Below are 15,583 nucleotides of genomic sequence, written 5' to 3'. Positions count from 1 at the left end.
ACCCAATTTACCAGTGCAAGCTGTGCCTGACTGGGTTAGAATCGCTTTTAATAAAAGCATAATATAATACGCATAGTTTACTCGGTTTTACCGCCGTGGCCTAGCCGAAGACATCGAAGGTAACAAATAAAATGATAAATAAAATAGGGAAACGTGCATTCGCCATTGTTTTTTCAGCTTCTGTACTTACTTTAGGGGCCTGTTCTTCTGCGCCTGACCAAGAAGATATCCAACGCGTTCCTAACAAATCTGCACACGCTTTGTATGAAGATGCAAAACAAACACTTGACTCTGGTTTATACGCCCGAGCAATTGAGTTATTAACCGCTATTGATTCACGCTACCCATTTGGGCCTTTCTCAAAGCAAGTACAAATGGATTTAGTGTATGCCCATTACCAATCAGGTAATACAGAACAAGCATTAGCGACAATCGACCGCTTTATTCGTTTAAACCCAAATCACAAAGATTTAGATTACATGTACTACATGCGTGGTTTGGTTAATATTAAAGCTGATAAAAATGCCTTCCAAGAGTATTTTGGCATAGACAGAGCTGACCGCGATGCCAACCGTACCCGTGTTGCATTTACCGATTTATCAACGCTTGTAAAACGCTTTCCAAAAAGTGATTACGCACCAGAGGCTAAACGCCGCTTAGTGTGGCTATTAAACCGCATGGCGCGCTACGAGCTAAAAGTAGCAAACTACTATTACGAACGTGAAGCTTACCTAGCGGCCGCTAATCGTGGTAAGTACGTTGTTGAGCATTACTCGCAAAGCAGCTATTTAGATCCAGCCCTTGAGATGATGGAAAAAAGCTACGAAAAGCTTGGCTTGAAAGATTTAAGTGAGCACGCAAGACTAACGCGTGAATACAATAAGTCGAATAAATAAGTTTGATAGCGGTTTTTAATCAAACCTAAATTGTTTAAAGCCCTCACTGAGGGCTTTTTTATTACCTAAAAACAAGGTTACCTGATGCTAATAGTGCTTTATATTACTTAGTGGTTAGCCTTCGCACCACACCGGTCATATCAATAGCACAGCACTACACGCATGTTACAAAGAGGTGCACCGTGTGGCCCTAAGCTTGACTTTTTACTGGCGCAAAAACAAAAAAGGTAAGCCTAAGCTTACCTTTTAGTTAACTCATTATGGGTTATTAAAGTTCAAAGTCTTTTTTGAATTTTAAACCAAACTCGCTACGGTCATTACTGCGCATTACACCAACAAAACCTGACTGCTGCAAACGACCTACATCGTAAACCTCATTTAATACGTTTTCACCGTATAAGGTTACTTCCATATCGCCATACGGGTTAGTGTAAGAAACATTAAAACCAACTAACTCACGCGAATCAATAGTTTCACTTTCATTGTAAACTGACTGGCCTTGCATTTCACTTCTGTAAGAATAGTTAGCATTAAATGCAACGGTTGCACCGCTGTCTAAATCCATAAAGTAAGAAGGGGCTACCATTACAGTCCAACGTGGCGTTAATGCTGGCGAATCACCTTTACCAATACCTTGTACGCCTGCATCAACTTCTGTGATTTCAGAGTCTAAGTAACCGACAGAGCTGCGAATTGTAAAGTCGTCTGTAATGGCAACAGTGGTTTCAAGCTCAATACCTTGCGCTTTAGACTCACCGGCATTTTCAACAATCGTTACAAAACCACCGCCTGCAGTAGGGTCTGAAAATGGTAAAGCAAGGTCAGTATAATCTGTTACAAATACAGCCAACATCATAGATACATTTTCATGTACTTGGCCTTTTAAGCCCATTTCGTAGTTAATCGCTTTGGTTTCATCAAACGATACAAACTGATCTGGGCCACCAAAAGGACGCGGAGGGAAGCCACCGGTTTGGTATCCTTTTTGAATTTGACCATATACATTCATGTTATTGCTGATTTGATACGATGCGTTTACATCCCACGTTACAGCGTCAAACTCTGCACTTACGTATTTACGTTCAGCAAATGTAGGGAAAATCGCATCGGCATCTTTCTCATCTTTTGAATAACGAAGTCCACCGCCAATACTTAAATCATCTGTTAAATCATAACTTGTATTAAAGTATACAGCGTATGAGTTTGTTTCTTGGTTAATCTCAAATTCGCCATAACCACCAAATGAAGGTGTTACACCATCGTTTAATAAACTATTTGGTGTATTAAATGGGCTAAATACAAATGGACCTGAACGTGTAAAGCCATCCTCATTAAAGAAATAAAGGCCTGATACAAAGTCCATATTGTCATAGGTAGCATTTAGTTGAATTTCAAACGAGTATTGGTCTGCACCACCCTCTTCTGGGAACTCAGATAAGTTAAGTGGTGACGCATCATCATCAAGTCCACCTTCGTATTCAGAAGTACGGTAACTTGAAATAAATTTAGCCGCGTACGTATCATCAATTGCCCAATCAGCGGTAAATGACGTCCCCCACCCTGAGTAAGAGGTAGATTCAATACCCGCAACAGTAGTGCCTAAATCATCTGGGTCAGAAGGAATTAGATCCTGTGTTAATAGTGGGAAGTCACCATTAAATACATCGTTTGCATCAAGCGGCTCAGTTAACTCAATAGTGTAAGGTGATTGACCTGATTCGTTATCAACACCGTCAAGTGAAAAAGTTAACGCTAAATCACTAGTGGCCTGCCATTTAAGGGCTACGCGGCCACTAAACTCTTCTTCTTCACCAATTTCTTTTTCTGGGTTAGCTAAATTAACTGCTTCACCCACACCGTCGCGTGTTTTGTAAGATGCACTTGCAGACATGCTCACGTCATCAGTCAACGAGTTATTAAAGTAAACATCGCCAGCAATACGTCCGCGACTACCAATTTTAGCCGAGGTTGTAACAATCCCTTCGTCACCGGGCTGCTTAGTAATTACATTTACTGCGCCACCTAATGTATTACGACCATATAATGTACCTTGTGGACCACGAAGAACTTCAACACGCTCTACATTTGGTAACGATAAGTTTGACCCCATTTGACGGCCTAAGTAAACACCATCTAAATAAACACCGACACCCGGATCGGTTGTAATTATGTGATCTTGCAGACCAATACCTCGAATAAACACAGAGGCATGCGCCGCATTACCTACACCGTAGCGAGTAATATTTAAGTTTGGAACGTATTTACCAATATCTTCTAGGTTACTCATATTGGCTTTATCAATTAAGTTAGCACCAATTGATGTGATAGCGGTTGGAGATTCAAACAAGCTCTCTGTACGTTTACGAGCTGTAACTTCGATTTTTTCAAACGCGTCTTGTTTTGCTGTTGTTTTAACTTCTTCAGCATTTACAGAGGTAGTGAGTGCAGCAACAATTGCTAGGCTTAACTGTGAGAGTTTGCGTAGTTTCAAAATATTCTCCAAAGGATACCGTATAATTTAATTATGCGAACTTATTGGCTAAGGCAATAAGTTTTGGGCATAAAAAAAGACGCTTAATAGCATCTTTCCTCTGGAAGGGCATTATATTACATATTTGTGAAGAAATGTATAAAACCTTTCATTTAGTAAACATAAAAGTACTAATTAATTATAACTTTTGATTTTTATTGGATAACTTACGTGAAAAAACTCCCTCTATAAAATGTAGACGCTGCTATTTTTTATATTAACTATGTTACCTCTGCTGTTCACATACAAAGCCTTCATTATTCCATAAAATACACCAATCTACGCTAGGTATAGCTTATCGGACTATGCACTATGATTGATATTAACCAAAAATAGCAATATAGTATTACTATTGCATCTATGGACAGAAATTATGGATATTAAAAATACTCCAATACACTATATAAAGTGCTTTAATAGTCCAGACTATACTTCACTTTTCTGTGTAGCAGCTAACTACAATATTTTATTAGTTAATTACCAAGCACTTAACGTAATAACGACCTATGAACTTATCAACAAGTTTATGCAGGACAACGGATATAAAAGTTTAGTTATATTTGATGTACCTAAAAATAGTGACGTATTAGCTTTAAAAGAATGGCCTAATTTAAAGGGCCTTTTCTATGAAAGTTCAGATGATTCACTTTTTCAACAAGGTCTTGAAGCCATTGAACAAGGTAAACTTTGGTTTCCACGTGATGTCACTGACAGCTGGATGAGGCAAATGTTAGCCTCTGAACAACAAACCACCTTGCAATCTAGTAATCTCACTTGTAAGGAAATTAAAGTATTAAATTTGCTTTTCTCCGGTTTACACTCTAGCGCCATTGCAGATAGTCTATTCATTAGTGAAGCCACTGTAAGAGTGCATTTACATAAAATTTATCAAAAAATATCTGTAAAAAATAAGCAACAAGCATTACTTTGGTGTCAAAAAAACCTAAGTAAAGTCAATAGTTAAGCGGGCTTATTTGAAAGCGTATTACATCTGAATACTCACCAGCAGCTTGACGTGTAAAGTCCTCCAACTGAATACTAAGCGGTATAAAAAACTCCGTCTGCCCAGAGTAAGAGAAGTTTAAACTTGAAGGTTTTGCTAAGTTAATTTCTTCTGCGCCTAACTGCAATGTATAGTTAATACCATATTTAGTACTATAAATAGCATGTATTAAACGACTTTTATTTTCTGAAGCTACATTAAGTTGGACATCAGTGTTGGTTACTATTTGTAGACTGGGTAACATTGAATAGGTTTGTGCAGGCTTTAACTCCCCCAAATAAACTGTGTTAGAAAAAGTGTTATAGCCTAATAAAGATAAACTAGTACGTGGTTGGATGTTCGTTTCAATTTCAATCTCTTTCTCATCCATAATTTGTTTACTTTCGTCATAGAGTATCAACTGAAGCCTATCATTGTAGTTCCCCGCTTTCACGGGGGTCCCTGCAGGTATTACCAAGCTAATATCAACTACGTTATTGCTTAATTTCACATGACTAATTGTCCTGCTTAATAACTGATTTTCTAATAGAATTTGATAATCGATAACTTGAGAGTTACTTTTGAAGTAGCCTTGATTTTGAGAAGAAATACCAAAATACAAGGTACAACCCGCTGTATTTACTGTACTTATACGAATTACTTTCTCAGCATCGACTCGTGATCTTATGTTGTAAAAAGACAAGTCATCAAACAAATATTCAACTTCACCAATACTTGCATCACACTGAGCATTAACTCTACAAGCTAAAGATAGCGTAAATATACTTATTGCTAAATACACAATTTTAATGAACATAAATAACCCCTTTTCTTTGAAGTTGTTCTGCATCACGAACGTCTATAAAAAATTTAGTATTGACTTTATTTTGCAAGGTTACTTCATAGCGACAAGGAGCAAGGCCTGTTATAGCAAAGCGGCCTCGCTTATTTGTGAAAAAGGTATACTCTTTACCAGATGCATCACTTGAACAAATGGCCTTTCCAACCATTAAGGCTAAGGGAGCCTCGTCCTTGCTTCGAAGAGTTGCAATAACAGAAATATTTGCTGCAGTGCCAATTATTGCTTTGTGCCCAGTTTTATACTGCGGGTAAAAACTAAGCATGCCAGAGCCTATGTCATAGCCGGGGGCTAAATCATCAATATCAACAGGAATGTTTATGCTGTCATATGAGCTCAAGTCATTGAGCAATATAGTTTTAAAGTCGCTATTATCGGCTCTATACTCGTCCTCAACTCGGCCTAATGTAATTACTTTATTTTCTAAGCTTTTATGGGCGTTAACGAGTGCAAAACTATCGTATATAGGTTTTCCGAATGCCCACGTATCGTCTGCAAAAGCGACGCTCGATGCTACACTTAAACGACTTTGATGATAAGCAGAGCGGGCATTTAAATCTTTGTAAAAACTTGCATGCTCTAGGTTAGCAGCAAAACGATTTGCGTTATATTGCATGTTTAGATCAAAGATAGTTTTATTTAAATCATTATTTTCGAGCCCTGCTCGTAAGTTCAACGCACCAACAAACCGTTGGTTACTATCTTGCGTAAACTCTAGTCTTGTTTTATCACGTTTGGAGCGATGAGATAATTTAATCCTGTGCTGATTATTGAATTTATAGGTCAATGATAAACTGAGCCCCCACTGCTTTTCACCTCTGAGGTCATCCCATTGCGCGCCAGCTGTATACCTCCACTGACTGTTGGCTAAGTCTCCTGAAATATTTAAACCCATAGATTGATCAAATTGTTCACCCTCATGTTCACGAGAGATGTTTGCAAAGAAAGATGCTAATGTCCTACTGTTAACATAGTAGCTATAACTCGCTTGCGCATAATGCTCTGTGTAACGGTTATTGAACGCTTCCTGGGTCCTAAACCCCAAAGCTGTAAAGTATTTTGAAGTGTATTCATAACCAAACGTAAACTCACTTCCTAGGTTGCTCATATTATAGCTACTATAAACTGTACGATAGGCATAACCTTGGTGTTTAGCGAAGCTAAGTGCTCCCTCAAAAGCCAGCTGACCCACCTTAGCAGCATAAATTTGTTTAGTGCCTATTTGCTGAGCGTATTTATCTCCTTGGACTGTAAAGCCTGCAGTCCAACTTGGAGTGAGACCATAATCTAGGTAAGCACTAAGGAAGGAGGAATTTTCCTCATATTTGAGCCTATCGCCAGCTTGAGCCGGTACACCTAAGTGAATTTCATATTCAAGCTGTCCTTTAGCAAATAAATCTAAACCAGTTGCAACGTCAAAGTTTACATAGCGAACAACGCCTGCTATATCAGTAATTTTTAGAGAAATATTATTACTACCTTCGCTTATAGGTATATCATCTAAAGAATAAATGCCCGCAACTAAATTAAGACGCTGAATAATACGGCCATCTACATATACCTCCACACTTGAAGGGCTCTGCAGGGTAAAGCTTTGTGAAGCAGTCGGTCTTATAGGCCTATCTGATAATAGAGAAAAGTCATGTGCTAATGAAAAGCCCAATAAACGAGAGGAATTTTGAAAATAGCCACCTGAACTAAAGTTATCCCCAATAGAAAGGCGCATACCTAAGTTTGGTAAATCATGAATTAACCGAGTTCCCCGGCGTTTAAAAATTGAAGAGGAAGGCTGAGATATTTTGTTATATTCAAGCTCATTTTCTACCACCCAGCCTTGCCAACTAGCCACGATTTCGGAGCGTAACGCGTATTGCTCTTGAGCTTGCTGCTGTTCTTGATCATCTTGATGAACATAGCTTGCATAAGCGTTGACAAACCCACTGGCTTTTGCTGGTTCAATAGCCTTTAATTTTTTTCTACGTTTTTGCGCACTTAATTTTTGAGGACGAGTTAACTCTACTGGAACAATAATATCCAAGCTAAAATCACTCATATCAAATACAACACTAAAACCCAATTCTTTTAGTGAAGTTACCGCTAATGAACTACCTTTTAACACCTTGAACAGTTCCTCCTCTTTTTCTTCAAGTAATACTTGGCGAAAATGAGGCTCTAACTCATTCCACTTTAAAAAAAGGGCATCATCTTTATCGACTTTAAGTAAAACCTGACCGATTGAACTTTTATTCAGTTGAGCAGACACATTAAGCTCAATTGTCCTGTTAGAAGGATTAATTTTTGAAAACACAGTAAGTGGAAAAAAGAACATAGCGAATAAAAACGCAGCTGTAATTTTCATTGCACTAAATCTAAACTTAAATGCTCCACCTTGCCTCTTTCAATATTTTCTGGGAGCTTAATTTTTATGGTTTGTGTAGCATACGGCGCAAAAAAAACATCGTATCCATTTTCTAATAAAGCTTGCTTTTCAAACGCAGTCACAACTGATTTATTAGTAGTCACTTTAACTTCGTAATCCCTGAGACGAGTTGCGCCTCTTCCTTCATTTTTTACTTGAGTTAAAAGCTCCCCACTTTCAATTGTTGATGTGAGTATTTTTAATTTTGGTAAATACTCATCCATGTGCACGTGAACAACTAAATTTACATTCATTAATATTTTAAGTTGCGAGGTATCACTATCGATATTAGAAGCCAAAGGCTGCTCAACTAAACTTACTTGATAGCTTTTATCATATTTCGGAAAACTCTCGGCAATCCACCTAAATTGAATTTTCTGGCCTTGCCCCTCTTGTAAAAATAAAGAGGGAGGAAAGACCCATAACGGAGAGTCTTCCAGCTTTTTTAAAGATGGGCTGGGTGTGGAAAAATCAATTTCGTGTACTTCAATATCAAATGCAATTTCTCTGGGTAATTGATTATAAACCAGACTAGATGGTATTTTTGAAGGCTCCTGCGGGGATAGTGTAACCACCATAGGTGTTACTTCAAGTGCATCAACCGAAATAGTAATACTCCAAATTAATATTACTAAACATCGACTGAGCCACTGAATACTAAACATTAGAATACAACCTCTAGCTGACTATCATCAGCTTGAAATTCTTTAGGTATCGATATTGCAATATTACTTTTTGAATTGGGTAGTAGAATTTTCCCTGAAAGAGCTTTGCTTAGCTCCATACCTTCTAAAGTTAATACTTTACCTTTAGATTTAATATTCCATTGACCTTTAGAAAGACGTAAGTATTTATTTCCTCGATTTTCTAACGACACACTCCATTGATTTTCTGCTAATTGTTTTTTTTCTTTAACTATAAGGTTAGCTTTAGCATTTTCAGGCACAACATTAAATAGGGTTCTAAAACTAAGTGACATACCAACCCCAGACTGCGCATTATCATTTAGATCTACCGACACTTGTTCTACGGTAATTCTGTACGACTTGGAATGTTTAATAATAGGCTCCCCGATATATCTAACGATAATCGATTGACTATTTCCAGGTGGGATGATTGTTGTCATAGGAATAATTAAAAAATCGTCTTCATTTTCCTCTAAAGACTCGACTCCTGTATCACTTATACTCATATTATATGCAGAAACATCGATAGTTAACGGTTTATCTGACGGGTTAATAATTCGAAGCGTCTGCTGTGATTGACTACCCTGAGAGCTGAGATCAGCTACCATTGGCCTCACTTGAAAGGCGTTAGCCGAAAAAGAAAACAAACAGAATATTAATATAAGTAAAGCATGCATAGAATTCCCTCCTAAATAAAGGCAGTGGTTATTCACTGCCTTTTTAATTTAACTTTAGTTTGCTGTTACTGTTAGCATTAATGTATCTGCATACGTACCAGCATATACAGGTGCTTGAGTAACTTCTAAATCAATCATCCCTGCTACGCCTGAAGTTGCTAAAGTATTACTTCCGCCACTGCTTTGAAATGCACTTTGATCATTCGTTCCATTCTCGGCTGACAAAGTAAAGTCATATGGGCCTGCTGTTAAATGAGCAGTGTATCCTACACCTCTGTCTTCATGATCAGCGTTTTGAAGGTGCCCTTCAGAAGTAGTTAACGTAAGTGTTGCACCATCTACATCATTACATTTCAAATCAAAGTTAACTGTTTTTGTATTGCCTAGTGCAAGTGCTGGAAAGTAATGAGTTGTTGCGATATTGCTTACTTCACATATAGACTCAACTGCACCACCTACGTTTAAGTTTTCTGCTAATGCTGAACCTGAAGATAGTGCCGCGATTGCTGATATTACGATTAGTTTATTCATTGTTATATTCCTTATCCATGTGACATATAGTTTGTTATGTTTAATAAATGTGCGCTTAAAGCACCCCACCTGATACTACTGATGGTGTCATTTCTATGCGGATCACATCCTGGTAACTTCCTGCATAGATTAAGGGGTCATCTAGAGTTAACTGAATCTGAGCAACACTATCAAAAATAATTTCATTAATATCAAAATTGTAGGTCGATTTGATTGCCTGTGCCGATACAGACACAACGTTTTTGGCACCTTCCAGTGACCAGTTAATATTATATGAACTTATTTTATCGCTTTGCTCATGACTTAAGCCGCCATTGAGAGATTGCATTGATATTCGCATTGGCGAATTACAGTTAATTACTAATGTTGTATTAGCGATGCCATTAGAAGAAAACGCTAGGTTATTACTTTGTGGAGTAAATTCACACACTGGAGCGATATAGCCCAGCAATGTAATACTTACTTCATCGTTGCTATATGCATTGGATGCTAAGCAACATAATACTAACCATGTTAGCCTCTTCATCATTGCCACTTCCTTTGAACTACCTTGCTAATACAGGGGTAATGTTAAGCTAAAATTCAGGTTTAGGAAGTTGTTATTTGATTACAAAACAAGAAGGTGAACTAAATAAATAATGTGAATATATAGCGCCTATTATAAACATTTGAGTGGCTATGAACCTTTAGAGATAATCATATTGTGACTATCTTTCTCTTTAAGTCCGCTGTAGCGCTATGTTTAGTGTTTATAAACTATTAAAATATAAAAAAATCAAGCATAAACAGCAAAATAAACAGTAATTACTATTTCCTAAATCATTAGCTAAACAAACTCAATAAATTTAAAAGTTTTTTAACTTTAATAAAATCAATAACTTCGCTCTAGTAAAAACCCATGAGTTAACAATTGTAAACTCGAAATAAACTAAATTCTCAGTTCTTTTTTAACTAACTAGCTAAAATTATTAGATAAATACTAAATTCACTTCTATAATCCCCCTGAAATCAACATCTAAATAACAAATAGGAAATACATATGAAAAAGCTATCTGTAGCAGTAGCAATATGTGCCGCACTTGCAACAAGCGCTGTAAGCGCTGTAAGCGCTGAAGTTCGTATAAATGGTTTTGCATCTATAGTAGGTGGTAAAACCCTAGACAGTGATCAGACTTTATACGGATATGATGATGACATCTCTTTTAAAAACGAGAGCAAGTTCGCCTTACAACTCTCTGCTGATCTTCAAGAAAAACTAACTGCGACAGCGCAAATTATTGCGCGTGGAGAAGATGACTTTGACGCAACATTTGAATGGGCATATGTTACCTATGAATACAGCGATGAACTGCAATTAAGCGCGGGTAAAATGCGTGTTCCTTTTTACAAATACTCAGACTTTTTAGACGTTGGCTATGCTTATCGTTGGGTTCGTCCACCGCGTTCTGTATACGGTATTCCATTTTCTACTTATGAAGGACTTAGCGTAGTATATAACAGCCAATTAGGTGACTGGGATTCTACATTACAAGGATTTTATGGCGCTTTTGATGGCGATATAGATGTATTTGGAAACGAGCTACCTGCAGAATTGAATAACTTAGGTGGTATTAACTGGAGCGTTTCTTACGACTGGTTTAGCGCAAGAGCTGCATACATTGTGGCCGACACTAGCATTTCTATAGATAACAGTGATTCAAGTAACTTAAGTGCCCTAAATGGTATTATTGATGTACTTAATGCAAGCGGTTTAACCAGCACAGCGAACGACCTTATCACTGACGAAGATGAAACAACTTTTTTCGGGATTGGTTTCTCTGTTGACTATGATAACTTTTTATTTGATGCCGAATATACTCAGTTTGAAGTCGAGGGAAGTATTTTGGCTGAGCAATCACAATACTATGCCTCAGCTGGCTACCGTATAGATAATGTTATTGTTCATGTAACTTATGAAAAAAATGATGATGAACATGATTCATCACGCTTTAATACACTCGAATCAATTCCATTATTAAATACAAACGTAAACCTCGCCCTTGATAGCATGCGAGCAGAGAGTAACGTATACACCATTGGCGCGCGCTATGACTTCCACCCTTCAGCTGCATTTAAAATTGATTTTAGTCGATTTGACGATGACGTAACGAACCTTGAAACTGATGTAGTAGCTGTTGGCGTTGACTTAGTATTCTAATTGGAGCGAAATATGAAAAAATTAATCCTAGCAAGTGTACTGTCGCTATGTACGTTTAGCGCCTCAGCTGAAGTAGCGGTGATAGTAAACCCAGGCAATGCAAGTGCACTTGATGCCGATACAATTAAAAAGATTTACCTAGGAAAAGCAAAATCATTTGCTAACGGTAATAAAGTTAGCCCTGCTACTCAAAATGGTACCGCTGTGGCTGATGAATTCAATTCTAAAGTAGTTGGTAAATCAAGCAGCCAATTAAATGCCTATTGGTCAAAACTTGTTTTTACAGGTAAAGGTACACCACCAGAAAAATTTGATTCTGACCAGGCTGTTATTGATTTTGTTGCTAGTAATGGCGACTCAATTGGTTACATAGACAGCAGCAAGGCAACAGATAAAGTTAAAGTAGTTGCTACGTTTTAAGTGCGGTAGCTAGATATAAAAAACCACCGATTAGGTGGTTTTTTTATATCTAAATATTACGGCTATATACTAATATGCTTAAACAAATGAGCAATTGAGTGGCGGACAAGTGTGTAGATAGCGAGGCAAAAAAAACGTTATTTAGTTGCTCTAAATAACGTTTTTTGAATGCAACTAGCACTTGGCTTAGCCTCTAAAATGTTTAAGTATTATTACAGATTAATATTACTCAATTTTAAACTTCGCAGTCGCATCTAATAGGTTATCTGAAAGGTAGTGCAGGTTTTTCGCTACATCCCTTACCGCCGCGAGTGAGTCCATTGTATCTTCAAACGATTCATGCATATTCGTCACATTTTCTACGACCATCGCAGCAACGGATGTTTGCTCCTCTGTAGCAGCGGCAATTTGTGAATTCATACCATTTATTTCTAGCATTTGCTCTGCAATTTTTTCTATCGACACACCAGTTTTCTCTGCGGCTGTTGCATTATCTGTGGCCATATCTCGCGCAGATGTCATCGCCGTTACCGACTCATTTGCAGCCTCAGTCAATGTGCTTAGTAACTCACGAATTTCATTTGTAGAGTGGGCAGTACGTGATGCAAGCTCTCTTACTTCATCTGCAACCACAGCAAAACCGCGACCATGCTCACCCGCACGGGCCGCTTCTATAGCAGCATTGAGAGCTAATAAATTAGTTTGCTCAGCAATAGATGTAATTACATTAAGGATTTGAGACACATTTTTTGTATCATCCGCTAGCTTATTAATTGTTGAAGCTGCTTGATTGATTTCGTCACTCAACGTTCGTGAGGCGCTGACTGACATTTGAACTTGAGTTCTGCTTTGCTCTACCTCTTTTTCTGCGGTTTGCGCTGCATTTGATGCACTTGCCGCTGATTGAGAAATATCACCCACACTTTGCTTCATCTCTTCCATAGACTGCTTAACCACCTCAGCCTCAGTTGTTTGCTTTGTGGTTGCGCGCTCAGCCTGCTCCATACCTTGCACTAAGCGAGTTGAATTTTCCATTAGTGGCTCACATACCGCGATTACCTCAAGAACTGTTTTTTTCAACAGAGCGATAAATGAGTTAAAGTTAATCGATACTTGACCAATTTCATCCTCTGAATTAACGCTCAGATTAGTGCTCAGTGACCCTTTACCGTTCGCCAGTAAACTCAGGTTATTAGCCGCATCACTCGCAGAAGCAGCAATACGTTTAGCAATCCAAATAGCCATAAATAGCAGTAAAATTAACGAAACAATAGATACCACTAGCATAAGCGTAAGGGCGTGATCAGAACGCTCTTTTGTACTTGCAACTAGCTCAAAGAAACGAGCGTCTGCTTTAGCTTGCGCGGTTTTAAACTTTTCAAGTACATCATTATACAGGGCTGTTTTTTTCTGCGCTTGTTGTTGGATTTTACTAAAATCGGCTGTCCCATTAACCATACCATTCGCAATGCTGGATGATATTTTTTCGTAATTGGCTAATTGTACTTTTGTATCGCTATGAATATACGACGCGTTTATTTGCTCAACCGCATTTATGTTGTTACTTAGTGCATTGTATGTATCTGCTGCTTTTTCTACTAACTCCTGCTCACCAAAAGTAACAGCTTGCGTATAAAGCTCATCGAGCTTTTCTAAAAGGCTTACATTTGCCGATGTTAATTTAACCACCTGATACGAAGACTTTTCCATTTCATCAAGTGCGATTCTATTATCATTCATTGCAAAGTAATTAATCAAAACGATCGCTAAAAATGCTAGAACCGCAATGCTGGTAATAGCATGAATTTTTTTACTTATGCTGAGGTTTTGAAAAGAGAAGCCTGAAGCCATTGTGTATACCTTATTTTGTTGTCTATATCTATTATCGGCTTATTACCTATAAGTGTTAACTAAATTTGTAATATTTCTAGTTTTTTTTACAAATACAGCGAGTATTCAACAACTGGTAAGCTCAAAAAGGATAAGGTGGTTAATAAGCAAGCAAAATGAAATTTTTCCATAAAAAAACCAGTAGCATTACTGCTACTGGTTTTATAATTTGGTGCGGATGGGGGGACTTGAACCCCCACGCCCGAAAGCACTACCCCCTCAAGGTAGCGTGTCTACCAATTCCACCACATCCGCATTTTTAAGCTTTCGCTTAGGTGTTAAACTTATTGACTTAATTTGAGGAGTATAAATCGTTTAACGTTAGCTTTACGCTAAATTAGTTTGGTACGTCAGAGCTCTGCTGTTGAGTAACAGGTACATCTTCTTCTGCTGGCGCTACAGTTTCTACTGCAGGTGCCGCTTCAAGGTTTTCCCACTCATCGGTCTTTTTGATTTGACCGGCAGTTAAGTTACCTAACACAATACTTAAAACAAAAAACACTGTTGCTAAGCTTGTTGTTGTTTTGGTCATAAAGTTACCTGCACCTGATGAGCCAAAAACTGTGCCCGAAGCACCGGCGCCAAATGAAGAACCCATGTCTGCGCCTTTACCTTGCTGGATTAAAACCATACCAACTAAAGCTAAAGCAACAACTAAATAAACTACTAATAAAATTTCGTACATCTTATACGGTCCCTTTTGCACTGTTACAGATTGCAGTGAACGAATCTGCTTTTAGACTAGCACCGCCAATAAGGCCGCCGTCTATATCTGGTTGTGCAAATAATAATTCGCTATTTTTTTCGTTAACGCTACCACCATATAAGATGGTAAGCCCTTGTGCTAAATCGCTGTCTAAAGAAGCAATTTTACCACGGATAAATTTATGAACAGCTTGTGCCTGTTCTGGCGATGCAGTCTTACCTGTGCCTATGGCCCAAACGGGCTCGTATGCTATCACAGAATCTTTCAGTGCTGCTACACCTAATTTCTCAATTACCGCATCAATTTGTGCAGCAACTACGTGTTCGGTTTGACCGTTTTCTTGCTCGCTCTCGCTTTCCCCAATACACAAGATTGGTGTTAGTCCAACTTGCTGTGCACGGGCAAATTTTGCGGCTACGGTTGCGTTGCTCTCTTTGTAGATACTGCGTCGCTCTGAGTGGCCTACGAGTACGTACTTAGCTCCTAAATCTTTAATAAGCTGAGCATCCACTTCACCGGTAAAGGCGCCTGGGGTATTTTCGCTTAGCGTTTGAGTCCCCGTGGTTACACCGCTTTCAACCAGTGCTGGTACTAATGGGAATGGAGGAAATAAAACAATGTCTATCTCATTTGATTTAACACTGTTAATGGCATCAGACAGTTGAGTAACAAGCTCTAAAGAGCCATTCATTTTCCAGTTGCCTGCGACCATTGCCTTACGTATTGCCATTTTCCACTCCAGATTAGAAAGCGGGCGAGATATTAACTTTTCTCGCCCTAAGTTACAAGA

Annotated in this window: 14 protein-coding genes and 1 tRNA gene; 4 read left to right on the top strand and 11 right to left on the bottom strand. The window is 38.3% G+C overall.

Annotated elements, in window-relative coordinates:
* Nucleotides 1–131 precede the first annotated feature (131 nt).
* Entirely contained in the window at nt 132–896 is a 765-nt protein-coding gene (locus CWC16_RS05365; protein ID WP_055017177.1) for an outer membrane protein assembly factor BamD, read from the top strand.
* 268 nt (nt 897–1,164) lie between these two features.
* Here CWC16_RS05365 and CWC16_RS05360 read toward each other — a convergent pair whose 3' ends face one another.
* Nucleotides 1,165–3,387: a TonB-dependent receptor gene (locus CWC16_RS05360; protein WP_138540794.1), complete on the bottom strand. Its 2,223-nt coding sequence runs from the start codon at nt 3,385–3,387 to the stop codon at nt 1,165–1,167.
* 412 nt (nt 3,388–3,799) lie between these two features.
* Here CWC16_RS05360 and CWC16_RS05355 point away from each other — a divergent pair, with 412 nt between their 5' ends.
* Nucleotides 3,800–4,390, top strand: a complete 591-nt coding sequence (locus CWC16_RS05355) for a LuxR C-terminal-related transcriptional regulator (protein ID WP_055017176.1) — start codon at nt 3,800–3,802, stop codon at nt 4,388–4,390.
* Here CWC16_RS05355 and CWC16_RS05350 read toward each other — a convergent pair.
* From CWC16_RS05350 to CWC16_RS05325, 6 genes are read right to left on the bottom strand one after another with little or no spacing between them, the layout of a single operon-like run.
* Nucleotides 4,380–5,225 carry a hypothetical protein gene (locus CWC16_RS05350; RefSeq protein WP_138540793.1) on the bottom strand — a complete coding sequence of 282 codons (846 nt, stop codon included), beginning with the start codon at nt 5,223–5,225 and terminating at the stop codon, nt 4,380–4,382. The genes CWC16_RS05355 and CWC16_RS05350 overlap by 11 nt on opposite strands.
* Nucleotides 5,215–7,626: a fimbria/pilus outer membrane usher protein gene (locus tag CWC16_RS05345; RefSeq protein WP_249929187.1), complete on the bottom strand. Its 2,412-nt coding sequence runs from the start codon at nt 7,624–7,626 to the stop codon at nt 5,215–5,217. The genes CWC16_RS05350 and CWC16_RS05345 overlap by 11 nt, the downstream gene beginning before the upstream one ends.
* Complete coding sequence (locus CWC16_RS05340) at nt 7,623–8,351, bottom strand: fimbrial biogenesis chaperone (RefSeq protein WP_249929186.1); 729 nt, start codon at nt 8,349–8,351, stop codon at nt 7,623–7,625. The genes CWC16_RS05345 and CWC16_RS05340 overlap by 4 nt, the downstream gene beginning before the upstream one ends.
* Nucleotides 8,351–9,049 carry a fimbrial biogenesis chaperone gene (locus CWC16_RS05335; protein ID WP_055014050.1) on the bottom strand — a complete coding sequence of 233 codons (699 nt, stop codon included), beginning with the start codon at nt 9,047–9,049 and terminating at the stop codon, nt 8,351–8,353. Before CWC16_RS05335 ends, CWC16_RS05340 begins: the two co-directional genes overlap by 1 nt.
* Before the next feature lie 54 nt (nt 9,050–9,103).
* Nucleotides 9,104–9,580, bottom strand: coding sequence for a hypothetical protein (locus CWC16_RS05330; protein WP_138540792.1), 477 nt, complete (start codon nt 9,578–9,580; stop codon nt 9,104–9,106).
* 55 nt (nt 9,581–9,635) lie between these two features.
* Nucleotides 9,636–10,109 carry a hypothetical protein gene (locus tag CWC16_RS05325; protein ID WP_249929185.1) on the bottom strand — a complete coding sequence of 158 codons (474 nt, stop codon included), beginning with the start codon at nt 10,107–10,109 and terminating at the stop codon, nt 9,636–9,638.
* A 510-nt stretch (nt 10,110–10,619) separates the two neighbouring features.
* Between CWC16_RS05325 and CWC16_RS05320 the strand changes: the two genes are divergently transcribed.
* Entirely contained in the window at nt 10,620–11,777 is a 1,158-nt protein-coding gene (locus tag CWC16_RS05320; protein ID WP_138540791.1) for a porin, read from the top strand.
* A 12-nt stretch (nt 11,778–11,789) separates the two neighbouring features.
* Nucleotides 11,790–12,197, top strand: coding sequence for a type 2 periplasmic-binding domain-containing protein (locus CWC16_RS05315; RefSeq protein ID WP_138540790.1), 408 nt, complete (start codon nt 11,790–11,792; stop codon nt 12,195–12,197).
* A gap of 225 nt (nt 12,198–12,422) precedes the next feature.
* Here CWC16_RS05315 and CWC16_RS05310 read toward each other — a convergent pair whose 3' ends face one another.
* From CWC16_RS05310 to tpiA, 4 genes are all read right to left on the bottom strand, one after another.
* Complete coding sequence (locus CWC16_RS05310) at nt 12,423–14,048, bottom strand: methyl-accepting chemotaxis protein (protein ID WP_055014054.1); 1,626 nt, start codon at nt 14,046–14,048, stop codon at nt 12,423–12,425.
* A 209-nt stretch (nt 14,049–14,257) separates the two neighbouring features.
* Nucleotides 14,258–14,342, bottom strand: a tRNA-Leu gene (locus CWC16_RS05305).
* Between the two features lie 82 nt (nt 14,343–14,424).
* A complete protein-coding gene (gene secG / locus CWC16_RS05300) occupies nt 14,425–14,772 on the bottom strand; it encodes a preprotein translocase subunit SecG (protein ID WP_004587340.1) in 348 nt (115 codons plus the stop codon).
* 1 nt (nt 14,773) lies between these two features.
* Nucleotides 14,774–15,523, bottom strand: coding sequence for a triose-phosphate isomerase (gene tpiA, locus CWC16_RS05295; protein ID WP_055017169.1), 750 nt, complete (start codon nt 15,521–15,523; stop codon nt 14,774–14,776).
* Nucleotides 15,524–15,583 lie beyond the last annotated feature (60 nt).

This window comes from Pseudoalteromonas sp. S3776 (genome assembly GCF_005886915.1).
Taxonomy (GTDB): domain Bacteria; phylum Pseudomonadota; class Gammaproteobacteria; order Enterobacterales; family Alteromonadaceae; genus Pseudoalteromonas.
The sequence above is the reverse complement of the archived record's forward strand: the minus strand, read 5'-3'. Positions and strand labels throughout refer to the sequence as shown.

Bases quoted from the DNA above. Each gene is read 5' to 3' on its own strand.
- CWC16_RS05365 (WP_055017177.1), top strand. From the start codon at position 132: ATGATAAATAAAATAGGGAAACGTGCATTCGCCATTGTTTTTTCAGCT.
- CWC16_RS05355 (WP_055017176.1), top strand. From the start codon at position 3,800: ATGGATATTAAAAATACTCCAATACACTATATAAAGTGCTTTAATAGT.
- CWC16_RS05350 (WP_138540793.1), bottom strand. From the start codon at position 5,225: ATGTTCATTAAAATTGTGTATTTAGCAATAAGTATATTTACGCTATCT.
- CWC16_RS05345 (WP_249929187.1), bottom strand. From the start codon at position 7,626: ATGAAAATTACAGCTGCGTTTTTATTCGCTATGTTCTTTTTTCCACTT.
- CWC16_RS05340 (WP_249929186.1), bottom strand. From the start codon at position 8,351: ATGTTTAGTATTCAGTGGCTCAGTCGATGTTTAGTAATATTAATTTGG.
- CWC16_RS05335 (WP_055014050.1), bottom strand. From the start codon at position 9,049: ATGCATGCTTTACTTATATTAATATTCTGTTTGTTTTCTTTTTCGGCT.
- CWC16_RS05330 (WP_138540792.1), bottom strand. From the start codon at position 9,580: ATGAATAAACTAATCGTAATATCAGCAATCGCGGCACTATCTTCAGGT.
- CWC16_RS05325 (WP_249929185.1), bottom strand. From the start codon at position 10,109: ATGATGAAGAGGCTAACATGGTTAGTATTATGTTGCTTAGCATCCAAT.
- CWC16_RS05320 (WP_138540791.1), top strand. From the start codon at position 10,620: ATGAAAAAGCTATCTGTAGCAGTAGCAATATGTGCCGCACTTGCAACA.
- CWC16_RS05315 (WP_138540790.1), top strand. From the start codon at position 11,790: ATGAAAAAATTAATCCTAGCAAGTGTACTGTCGCTATGTACGTTTAGC.
- CWC16_RS05310 (WP_055014054.1), bottom strand. From the start codon at position 14,048: ATGGCTTCAGGCTTCTCTTTTCAAAACCTCAGCATAAGTAAAAAAATT.
- secG (WP_004587340.1), bottom strand. From the start codon at position 14,772: ATGTACGAAATTTTATTAGTAGTTTATTTAGTTGTTGCTTTAGCTTTA.
- tpiA (WP_055017169.1), bottom strand. From the start codon at position 15,523: ATGGCAATACGTAAGGCAATGGTCGCAGGCAACTGGAAAATGAATGGC.